Below are 11,036 nucleotides of genomic sequence, written 5' to 3' on the forward strand. Positions count from 1 at the left end.
TAATTCTGCCATGTCGTGCATATCTTGATAATCCTCCAGCTGGAATCATAGGACCTTCTTTTGTATAATATGAGAAAACTCTAAGATCAACATAAGAATCACGCATGATTAATGGACTAAAAGACTCTCTAGTTACAATAGTGGAAAAATCCAGGGTTTCCTGCAAAAGATAATCATCAGGTTTTTCAGTAATCTCTTTTTATTTTTTCAATCAATGGACCTCGTTTTGATTTTGGATGATCACGAGGTATTACAGTTCCCATACCTCCATATCCGCCCCTTTCTTTTACAACAAGGTTTTCAATATTTAGAATTGCACTTTCTAATTCTTCGTGAATTGTAGGATTGTATGATTTTGGTTGTTCTAAAATTGGTTCTTCAGACAGATAGTGTCTTATCAGTTCTGACGACATATGTCCAGTTTGTAACAGACCAAAAAAAATACATACGATTGCAGAAATTCAAGCATGTTCTAAAAAATTAAGAGATATTGAAAAATCTGGAAGATAGTATACGTAGAGTATTTTAAATCCACAAATGCTTAAATTTAATTTTTAGTATCTTTGACTAGGTTTACAAAATATTTGTGAATTGCCAAATCTTCTGTCAGTTCTGGATGAAATGAGGTTCCAATAATGTTGCCTTTTTTGATTGCAATAATTTTTTCGTTTAATTTTGCAAGAACTTCAATATCATTTGAAATAGTAGTTATTGTTGGCGCACGAATAAAGACACCATTAAAATTTGAAATGCCAATAGAGTCAAGTGAAATATTAGCCTCAAAGGATTCACGTTGTCTTCCAAATGAATTTCTCTCTAGATCAACATCTAGAAAATCAAAAAGAGGTTGCTCAATTTTGCCTACAACTTTGTCACTAGCATTATTTGCAAGTAGTACCATTCCTGCACATATTCCCAAAACAGGCATTCCTGATTCAACTTTCTGTTTAATCTCTTTCAAAGAACCATTTACTAGTGATAATTGCCCGATTGTGGTGCTTTCTCCTCCAGGAATAATCAGACCGTCAAGTTCTGCTATTTCCTCAGGAGTTTTTACAACATTTACAGTTGCATCCTGATTTAGTTCAGATACAGAATTCTCCAAAGAAGATACATTTTCAGCAACATCGCCTTGAATTGCTAAAACTCCTAGTTTTAGAGTCATGCAGAACCTCCACGATCTTGCATACGTAACTCTAGAGTATTAACATCCAATCCAATCATAGATTGTCTTTCATCTATCATTTTTTGAGCCTCTTTGACTTTATCAGATTCATTCCAAAAAGTAGTAGCTAAAACTATTGCTCTTGCTCTTTCTTTTGCATCATCAGAATTAAAGATTCCAGAACCGACAAAAATACCATCACAGCCAAGAGACATTAGATATGCTGCATCTGCAGGTGTTGCAATTCCACCAGCTGCAAAATTTACAACAGGTAATCTTCCGAATTTTGCAGTTTGCTCAACAATATCATAAGATACTTTAAATTCTCTTGCCATTCTAACTAAATCTTGATTATCTCCAGAATCATAAATTGATTTTATTGTTCTTAGTTCATCATTTACTTTTTTAATATGTTTGATTGCTTCTGCAACATTTCCTGTTCCAGGTTCACCTTTTGTTCTAATCATTGAAGCACCTTCTTCAATTCTTCTCAAGGCTTCAGCCAATGATCTTGCACCATTAACAACAGGTGTTGTGAAATCCCATTTCCAAATATGACGAAGTTCATCTGCAGGAGTTAAAACTTCAGACTCGTCAATCATATCAACATCGGTTTCTTGTAAAACCAGTGCTTCATTGACATGTCCAATTCTACATTTAGCCATAACAGGAATGGTTACCGAATCCATAATTTCTTCAATAATTCTAATACTAGCAGTTCGTGCAACTCCACCAGCTTTTCTAACTTCAGATGGAAGCTTGTCTAAAACCATTACAGAAACTGCACCAGCTTCTTCAGCAATTTGTGCTTGTTCCACAGTTGTAACATCCATTACAACTCCATTTTTTAACATATGAGCAAAACCTCGTTTAACAGTAGAAGAACCACGTAAAGTATCAATGGAGTTTATTTTGTCAGAAATAATTCCTTTAGCATTTTTTCGCTCACCAGATAATGGTAACATGTCCTAATTTTTCCTAAAGACTATTTGTATCTATTCACTAAATTCAGACATAATCTGATCTAGTTCAGATTCAACCATAGTGATAATAGGAGGGATGAAACCTTCAGTTGCATTTTGTTGTGGCCAATGGATTTGATTTACTTTTCCATTAAGAGTCACTTTAACATTTGATTTTTGATATTCAGTTACATTCTCCATTACTGGAAAAGATTCAGATGGAATTGCAATAAAACCAGTTTCTTTGATCAAAGCTTTGATCTTGTTTAGCTTTGCTTCATCTAATTGTGAGCGAACATCTGGTTTTAGATAACCATTTTCAGTTACAGAATATTTTAGTTCACCATCATTTTTGATGTAAAGAATCTCAGTTTTTTGTGCCCCAGTTCTTTCTGTTACACCGTAAGAGATTTTCTTTAATTGGTGTTTAGTGTATTCAATTTCAACATTATCAGTATAGTTTGCAGCTGATGTAGGAATTTCATTTTTTAGCAATAATGGAGTTACAAGTAAAAGAGATACAATTACAGGGATGGCACCTAGTACCAAGTAAACGGGTTTTACCATTTTACTGCAAATACTGCCAATTTGCAAATAAATCTTAGTAATAGTTAAAATTCAAGCAGAATATTTCGATTCTTGTGGGTCTGTAGTCTAGCCTGGTAGGACGATGGTCTCCAAAACCATCGGTCGTCGGTTCAAATCCGTCTGGGCCCACCATTATTTTATTATCTATTTCTCAAAACATTAAGAGCAGAACCTGCTTTGAACCACTCTATCTGAGATTGATTGTAAGAGTGATTTAACAGGATTTCTTCTTTGTTTCCATCATTGTGAGTAATGATGCATTTGACTTGTTTGCCAGGTTGTAAGTTATTCAAATCAACTAGACTGATTTTATCATCTTCTAGGATTTTTTCATAATCATCAGGATTGCTAAATGTCAATGCCAACAAACCTTGCTTTTTCAAATTGGTTTCATGAATTCTTGCAAGACTCTTTGTAATCACTGCAGCACATCCCAAGTATCGCGGAGTCATTGCTGCATGCTCTCTGCTGCTTCCTTCACCGTAATTGTTATCTCCAATGATTACCCATCTCATCTGTTTTTCTTTGTACTGCCTTGCAATTTTTGAAAATGATTCAAGTTCATTGTTTAGAACATTCTTGCCTTTTCCAACTTCATCATTAAATGCATTAACTGCACCAAGCAACATGTTATCACTGAGATTATCCAAGTGTCCACGAAGTGACAGCCATGCACCAGCAGGAGAGATATGGTCAGTTGTACATTTTCCTTTGGCTTTTACCATAATTGGAAGTTCTTCAAAGTCATTTTCATCCCATTTTGAAAATGGTTCTAATTTTTGTAATCGTTTACTATTAGGATCAATGATTACCTCAACATCATCATAGTTTTCTGGTGGTGCAACAAAAATTCCTTCAGGTCTCATAAAACCTTCAGATGGAACTTCTGGTGCCGGTTTAGGTGGCTCAAGTTTGAATTTTGTTCCATCAGATGCAGTAAGTTCATCTTTTAATGGATTAAACGATAGTTTTCCACCCAATGCTAATGCAATTATCATTTCAGGACTGCCAATGAAATTCAGAGTGCTTCTATGTCCGTCATTTCTTCCAGGGAAGTTTCTGTTAAATGTAGTAACGATAGTATTTTGTTCATCATTTTCTAATTCGGGTCTGTTCCATTGACCGATACAAGGACCACAGGCGTTTGCTAATACAGTTGCACCAATATCTTTTAGAGAATCCATCTGTCCATCACGTTCTATAGTTCCACGAATTTGTTCAGACCCAGGAGTTACCAGTAAAGGAATTTTTGCTTTAATTCCCTTGGCTTTTGCTTGTTCAGCCAAGCTTGCAGCTCTTGACATATCCTCATATGAAGAATTTGTACAACTTCCAATTAGTGCAACAGAGATTGGATCAACATAATCATTTGATTTTACATCATCAGATAATTCAGAAATTGTTCTTGCCAAATCAGGAGTGTGAGGACCTACAATGTGTGGTTCTAATGTAGACAGATTAATTTCAATTACTCTATCAAAGAATTTTTCAGGATTAGTTTCTACTTCAGGATCAGCTACAAGGGATTCTTTGTTTTGATTTGCTAATTCTGCTATTTCAGATCTGCTTGTATATTTTAGATAAGTTTCCATTCTTTCATCATATGGGAAGATAGAACATGTTGCTCCAATTTCAGCTCCCATGTTAGTAATGGTTGCCTTTCCAGTACAGCTGATAGATTTTGTTCCAGGTCCAAAGTATTCAACAATAGCATTTGTTCCTCCAGATACAGTTAATTCATCAGCAACTTTTAAAATGATATCTTTAGGTGCAGTCCAACCATTTAGTTCTCCGGTAAGTTTAACACCTATTTTTTTAGGATATAATAACTCCCAAGGCATACCAGCCATTGTTTCAGCTGCATCTAATCCACCAACACCTATTGCAACCATTCCAAGACCACCAGCATTTGGAGTATGAGAATCAGTACCAATCATCAATCCTCCTGGAAATGCATAATTTTCAAGAACTACTTGATGAATAATACCAGCACCAGGTTTCCAAAATCCACAACCATACTTTGCACAAGCTGATTGTAAAAATTTGAAGACTTCACTATTTTCATCAAGAGAAACTTTCATGTCAATATCACCTTGGACTTCAGCTCTAATTAGATGATCACAATGTACAGTTGTAGGAAGAGATGTTTGTTTGAGTCCGGCTTGCATGAATTGAAGCATGACCATTTGGCCTGTAACATCTTGTAATGCAACTCTATCAGGTTTCAAAAAGACATAATCTTTTCCACCAGTGAAAACAGTGTCATCAATTTTGTTGAGATGGCCAGATAATATTTTCTCAGTTAAAGTTAGAGGTCTGCCAACAACATTTCTGTATTTTACAATGTTTTCTTTTAATTTTAAATAGACATTAGAAACAAGTTCAGGAGTAGTATCAATTTCCATAAAAACCATGAATTGACCCTGAATTTAATATTTACAATTTAAAAATCAAGTAAATTAGTTCGATTGGAAAGATAATTCTTAACAATTATAAGCCAAAAGCGGCTTTTTAATACAGTGTTAGTAGGCAGTATATTTTCTAAAGTGAGGTATAACCATGGTCAATAAAGGATTCCCAAAGTTTGGCATGTCACAAGCTGGAGCATTTGTTGCAGCTCTGAAAAATTATAATTTACCAGATTTTATCCTAGTCTTAGTTGCAAAAGAGTGTAAATCGGAACTACTTGAAAGAGGAAGAATTGATGATAGATTACAAAGTATGAACGATGATGCTTTAGAATTATTACATAAAGTCTTTGTTGGTTGCGAAGAAGATGCTGCAGGAAAATATGCTCAATACAGATTCTTCGCATATGTATCAAGCATGTATCATAAATGTGAAGTCATAGTTAATGATACAATTCCAGGTGCATCAGGCAAAAATCACAAAGTTCCTGTTGCAGTAAAAAATAATGGGATGTACATAGCAGTTGCATATAACAAAGCAACTGGAAACCCAGTAAACAAAAAGGAGACGGCTAGATTTTATGACATGGTTGATGATATCAAAAAAGGAGATCATGGAACAATGTTAACTGATGGAATTTATGGTTCTTCTGTAGGTTTTAGAGGGGATGCATTGGTAGAACTTGAAACATTAAGCAAGTCAAGAGACGATGATCCTGAAAATAAATTAGATTTCAAAACGGCAAACTTTGAAAATAACATTTATTCAGTTACAAAATGTTAATTGTGAAAATCTTTATTATAAATTAAATTGTGTAGTGTCCATTGTTAAAAACATGGGTTTACCATCAGTTTTTTTAAAATCTTCACCGTACTGTTCAAATTCTAATTGTTCAAAAAGATGTTTAGTCCACACATCATGTACTTCTTGAATGAATTTTTTATGTCCTTTGAGTCTCAACATTTCATGAAGTAATTCATGTGATACAGTAGTACAATTTTTTTCTGCAAGAAATAAAGTATCATCGGATTGTTTCGGAGATTGCCAAAACACCATGCCAAAATTTTCAGCATGATATCCTTCACAAGTACAATCAGTCCACCAAGGTTTGAAGTGAGTCAAATAGAAATGAAAAATGTCTTTTCCTCTTTGTTGATGATCACGTACTAATGTATGAGTATCAAGACGTTGAAGAATACTTCTAGGAGATGTTATCATCTCATCACATTGAATTTCATAGTCTTTACCAAATTTCTCTTTTAACCAAACCTGATAAAATTTGCTCATTTTCTTTACGTATTCAAATTCAAATTGTCGTTTCTCACGATCTTCTTCAGGTACTACAAAAATAAAATGTAGAATCATAATAAGAAAAAAGGGTGTTTATGTTTGACCTTCAATACCCATCAAGGTAAGAGTTGAACGAATCTTTTCAATTTTTCTGATTTTCCAAGTAATTGTTTCTCTTAGTTTTTCAACAGTATCAGATTCGATCTTGGCCAAAATATCGTATGCACCGAAAGTTCCATGAACTTCCTTAACACCATCCAAGCTCTTTAGTTGCTGAATAATAGCTTCTTCAGAACCTAGTTCACAGTTTATTAAAACATAAGCTGTTGCCATACAGAAATTAAATAAATCGACTATATCAATAAACCGATCATAGTCAGGTTTGAGACATCTTGATAATCATATCCCAAATTGGCTTTGGAACAGGCATTACAGATAATCTTGATATTCTAATTAGTTCCCAATCTTTGAATTTTTTCTCTTTTTTCATTTCATCAAGAGTGACCGGTTTTTTTAGAGATTTTTTATATTTTACATCCATTACGATAAAACGTTCAACATCTTCTTTTGGATTTGAATAGGGTTTTGAAGTAACTTCCATAATTCCTACAGCTTGTCTTTCATCACCAGTGTGGTAAAATAAAACAAGATCGCCAGGTTTCATTTCCCTCATATGTTTTAGTGCAAGATTATTGTGTACATCATCCCAGACAGTGGTTTTGTCTTTTTTTAGTTGTTCAAAACTATATCCTCGAGGACCACTTGGTTCTTGTTTTGCTAACCAATAATTCACCATTTAATTTTCTGTATAATTATCAGGTTTAATGGTTTTGAGAATAGAAATGTTCCCCGGTTCTGACTCGCACAAAATCATCGGTCATAGCCATACGCCTCCTCGCGTTCTAAAACCGGGGTGGCCCATAATGTAGCACACCTGGGTGAATTAGAAATCACTGGTATCATCACGATCGACTCATCCTAATCCGTCTGCATGCCTGCTCTTGGGCGATTAATTATAGAATTACTCCTACTAAAAACCATTGAGGAAATAATTCACCAAGAAACGGTTTTTGAAATAGTCAATTTTGGTTTTTTAGTATTGATTCAGACAAAGATATTTCAAATCCGACTACAGGAACTCGAATTTTATAATTTTCAATAATCTTTGAATTAATTTTTCCAATTATTCCAATAGGCACATTATTAAAAATGATTGATGCACAATGTCCTTCTTCAAAAGTAGGATTTGTAGTAGTTTTTGTTTCAATTTGAATCCCAAATCCAATTTTTAGTGCAGATTGAATCACTGATTTTATTTCAGTAAAATTTGCATCCTTGTGAGCACTAATTCCAGAACAATTAATTTTTTCAGATATAGGATCCTCAAGAGTAAAAACAGTTCCAGTCTCGAACATTTTTTGTGGGTAAGATTCATGTATATTTCTTGAAAGGTTTTCAATCAATCCAGGAAGTATTGAATCACGTAGAATTGTGTGTTCTTGACTTTTTGAATCTAATACAGAAATAATTTTTGACGAATCTCTATTCACCATATCATATAATACTCGCTTACTAGTCAAACTTGAATTCAAAGCTTCAAGATATCCAAGTCCAATCATTGTTTGATCAAGGGATTTTAATTGTAGTGACACAGGATTAGTTTTTCCGATAGTTTGTGAAGGAGATAATATGGGTTCGAGATTTTGGATTCCATATCCTAAAGCAACTTCCTCTACTAGATCCATAGGTCCAAAAATATCAAATCGGTATGCAGGAATTGTACAAACAATGTTTGCTCCTTTAGAAAATGCATCCAATCGAGATTTTTTTAATGATGAAATTATTTTAGTAGGGTTAAGATTCAAACCTAGAATTTGATTAATCAATGACGAATTTACTGAAATTTTCTTTTGTTCCAATTTTGGAGTTGAATTTTTCATGCCAGAAATCTTTACAGATTCCAGAGTAAATCCAGCAGTTTGTAAAATTGTTGCTACAACAGCAAGCATGTCTTCAGCATCATCTTTATTGATTCCAGTTACCTCAACAAAGAGATTTTTTGTTTTGGTGGTGACTGTTGTGATTGCAGCGTTGATTATAGGAGGAAATGAGACAGTATTTTGATTTTTATCGAAGATTATAGGCACATGTGGCGATTGCCCAAGCAAAGAACCATAATCTTTACCAACATCTGTATTTACAAGTATTTCAGAAATAGGAATTTCTTGTTCAGAATTTAATGGAATGAATTTATGATTTCTATTTGTAGTGGTATAAACTAAAGGAAATGAAATCTTGTCTAAATCATGTATTCCAATTGAAGATTTTTTCCTTTTTCTTCCAATTCCAAAATGAAGATCTTCTTGCATTGTCATTAATTGTTTAATTGTTTTATCGTCAATTTTTCCATTTTTAGCAACAATACCAGCAACAAAAGGTCTTATCTTTGAAACTCCAGATTTTACAAAAATTGGAAATTTGTTAGATTTTTTAATATTGAGTTTTACTGTACCAGTTTTGATTCCAAGTAAACCTTGCAGACCAAGAGCAATTCCAAAATCAGTAGAATAATCTGGTCTATTTGGACTGTATTCTATTCTTACTAGATCTTTATCTTCAGATTCAATATCCAATCCAAGAAAGGGTAAAGAATCAGAAATTTGTTTTTTGGATACTTTACCTACTAACTTTTGGAGTCGTGTGTAAGACAGTTCAACTACTGGCATTTTGTAGCACTCCTCAACCAACCTAGATTATTGTTATAAAATTCTCGAACATCATCAAGATCATATTTTAGCATAGCAATTCTTTCAATACCTCCACCCCAAGCTAAAACAGGCTTAGTAATTCCAAGAGGTTTTGTTACTTCGGGTCTAAAAATTCCCATTCCAAACAACTCAATCCATTTTCCTAATTTTTCATTGTATACCATAGTCTGTAAAGAAGGTTCAGTGTAAGGGAAAAAGGTTGGCCAAAATTTTATTTTGGTTATTCCAATTCGTTTGTAGAATTCTCTTTGAATTCCCATTAGATTTCTTAAAGATGCATCTTTACCTATTACAACACCTTCAATTTGGTTAAATTCAACAAGATGTTTGTAACTAACTTTTTCATTACGAAAAACACGACCTAATGAGAAAATTCGTGCCTCATCAGGTTTATTTTCAGCCAAATGTTTGATGGTGACACACGTTGTGTGAGTTCTCAAAACCATCTTTTTTGCTTCGTTGATATCCCATTGATATCTCCAATTTTTCTTATGAGATTCAGAAACTTTTTTGATTTGTTCAGAGGTTCCAATTTTTTTGGCATTTATTTTATCTAGGTAAAATGTATCTTGTAATTCTCTTGCAGGATGATCTTGTGGAGTAAACAAAGCATCAAAATTCCAAAAGCTTGATTGAGTCATGTTTCCAAAAATTTCTGAAAAACCTAATGTAACAAAGATTTCACGTATTTCATCTATCGTATCTTTTAGAGGATGAGTTCTTGCAACAAATACTTCTGGAACTTTAGCTTCAACATCAATTTCTCCTGTAGTATCAGAAAGTTCCATAGATTTTGCAGAATCAGACAAAGAGATTTCTTTAGATTTTATAACGTCTTCAATAATAAAATCAGGTCTTTTTAAAAGTCCAGATAAATCAGCATCATCAAGTTTGTCTTTGGATATTTTTTCGTTTCCAACAAGTTTGAGAGTTTTTTCGCCTGGAAGTTCAGATGGAGGATTTTTAATAGAAATTTGATCAGATGATGCTTCAACCCAATTATTTTTTCTAGCTAATCCCATTGAAGGTCCAAAAACAAACCCTAACTCTTTTTGTAAGTCAGATAATTTTTTTGGTCCAGTTTTGAGTAACTCTAGTAATCTTCTTTCAGGTAATCCTTTTTGAAGAGATTCAAGTCCATTTTTTCCTAAACTGATTACACTTGATTGAGATTCAGTAACAATAGCAAGTTCTTTTAATCTTAACCACTCAATTCCTCTTCTGATTTGATCAGGTAAAAGTTGGGTAGATTTTTCTAAAGATTCAGGAGTTTGTTTGGGATTATCTCTTAAAGAAGTAATAATTTTTTTTTCAATCTCATGAAAAACTTGCGACAACAGCAAAGAATTCGAAAAAGACTTTTTAAACCTTAACTTAAGTCAAGATGAATGTCAACTAACGACTTTATTGTAACTCCTTGGCATGTAGAAGGCGATATAGACTATGATAAGTTAATCAAGCAATTTGGAACTGAAAAGATTTCATCAGAATTACTAGAGAAAATCAAGCGAATTACGGGTGAAGATCATTTTATGTTAAGAAGAGGCATTTTCTTTTCCCACAGAGAAATGAATAGAATTGTAGACGAATATGAAAAAGGGAATAAATTTTTCCTATATACAGGAAGAGGTCCTTCAGGACATACACATATTGGACATTTAGTACCATGGATGTTTGCAAAATGGTTGCAAGAAAAGTTTGATGTTAATATGTACTTTCAGCTTACCGATGATGAAAAATTTTATTCAAAACCCGACCTTACTTTAGAAGAAACAAAGAAATTTGCATTTGAAAATGCATTAGATTTTATTGCATTAGGATTCAAACCGGGAAAAACAAAAATTATCATCAACA

The 11,036-nt window shown here is 33.4% G+C and carries 11 protein-coding genes, 1 tRNA gene and 1 pseudogene; 3 read left to right on the forward strand and 10 right to left on the reverse strand.

Annotated features, from left to right (window positions below):
• Positions 1–185 precede the first annotated feature (185 nt).
• The 4 genes from OEW78_RS08390 to OEW78_RS08405 form a co-directional block, all read right to left on the reverse strand.
• Positions 186–413: a circularly permuted type 2 ATP-grasp protein gene (locus tag OEW78_RS08390; protein ID WP_300326856.1), complete on the reverse strand. Its 228-nt coding sequence runs from the start codon at positions 411–413 to the stop codon at positions 186–188.
• A gap of 134 nt (positions 414–547) precedes the next feature.
• The gene (pdxT, locus tag OEW78_RS08395) at positions 548–1,165 is read right to left on the reverse strand and encodes a pyridoxal 5'-phosphate synthase glutaminase subunit PdxT (protein ID WP_300326857.1); all 618 of its coding nucleotides are present in this window, start codon (positions 1,163–1,165) and stop codon (positions 548–550) included.
• Entirely contained in the window at positions 1,162–2,130 is a 969-nt protein-coding gene (gene pdxS, locus OEW78_RS08400) for a pyridoxal 5'-phosphate synthase lyase subunit PdxS (RefSeq protein WP_300326858.1), read from the reverse strand. Before pdxS ends, pdxT begins: the two co-directional genes overlap by 4 nt.
• A 30-nt stretch (positions 2,131–2,160) precedes the next feature.
• Positions 2,161–2,694: a hypothetical protein gene (locus OEW78_RS08405; RefSeq protein ID WP_300326859.1), complete on the reverse strand. Its 534-nt coding sequence runs from the start codon at positions 2,692–2,694 to the stop codon at positions 2,161–2,163.
• Positions 2,695–2,770: 76 nt separating this feature from the next.
• Here OEW78_RS08405 and OEW78_RS08410 point away from each other — a divergent pair.
• Positions 2,771–2,847 (forward strand) — tRNA-Trp (locus OEW78_RS08410).
• A gap of 8 nt (positions 2,848–2,855) precedes the next feature.
• Here the strand turns inward: OEW78_RS08410 and OEW78_RS08415 are convergent.
• Positions 2,856–5,120 (reverse strand): aconitate hydratase, encoded by a 2,265-nt coding sequence (locus OEW78_RS08415; protein WP_300326860.1) that lies wholly within the window; start codon positions 5,118–5,120, stop codon positions 2,856–2,858.
• A gap of 154 nt (positions 5,121–5,274) precedes the next feature.
• On the opposite strand from OEW78_RS08415, the gene OEW78_RS08420 reads away from it, so the two are divergent.
• A complete protein-coding gene (locus tag OEW78_RS08420; RefSeq protein WP_300326861.1) occupies positions 5,275–5,907 on the forward strand; it encodes a hypothetical protein in 633 nt (210 codons plus the stop codon).
• Positions 5,908–5,922: 15 nt separating this feature from the next.
• On the opposite strand, the gene OEW78_RS08425 is transcribed toward OEW78_RS08420, so the two are convergent.
• The 5 genes from OEW78_RS08425 to OEW78_RS08445 form a co-directional block, all read right to left on the reverse strand.
• Positions 5,923–6,489, reverse strand: coding sequence for a hypothetical protein (locus OEW78_RS08425; protein ID WP_300326863.1), 567 nt, complete (start codon positions 6,487–6,489; stop codon positions 5,923–5,925).
• 18 nt (positions 6,490–6,507) lie between these two features.
• Positions 6,508–6,747, reverse strand: a complete 240-nt coding sequence (locus tag OEW78_RS08430) for an Lrp/AsnC ligand binding domain-containing protein (protein WP_300326864.1) — start codon at positions 6,745–6,747, stop codon at positions 6,508–6,510.
• 43 nt (positions 6,748–6,790) lie between these two features.
• Entirely contained in the window at positions 6,791–7,210 is a 420-nt protein-coding gene (locus OEW78_RS08435; protein ID WP_300326865.1) for an EVE domain-containing protein, read from the reverse strand.
• A gap of 283 nt (positions 7,211–7,493) precedes the next feature.
• A complete protein-coding gene (gene pheT / locus OEW78_RS08440; RefSeq protein WP_300326866.1) occupies positions 7,494–9,140 on the reverse strand; it encodes a phenylalanine--tRNA ligase subunit beta in 1,647 nt (548 codons plus the stop codon).
• The gene (locus OEW78_RS08445) at positions 9,131–10,519 is read right to left on the reverse strand and encodes a phenylalanine--tRNA ligase subunit alpha (protein ID WP_300326867.1); all 1,389 of its coding nucleotides are present in this window, start codon (positions 10,517–10,519) and stop codon (positions 9,131–9,133) included. Before OEW78_RS08445 ends, pheT begins: the two co-directional genes overlap by 10 nt.
• 51 nt (positions 10,520–10,570) lie before the next feature.
• Between OEW78_RS08445 and OEW78_RS08450 the strand changes: the two are divergent.
• A pseudogene (locus OEW78_RS08450) lies at positions 10,571–11,036 on the forward strand (tryptophan--tRNA ligase); the annotation flags it as partial.

Origin of the sequence: Candidatus Nitrosopumilus sp. (assembly GCF_029882185.1) — an archaeon.
Lineage (GTDB): Archaea > Thermoproteota > Nitrososphaeria > Nitrososphaerales > Nitrosopumilaceae > Nitrosopumilus.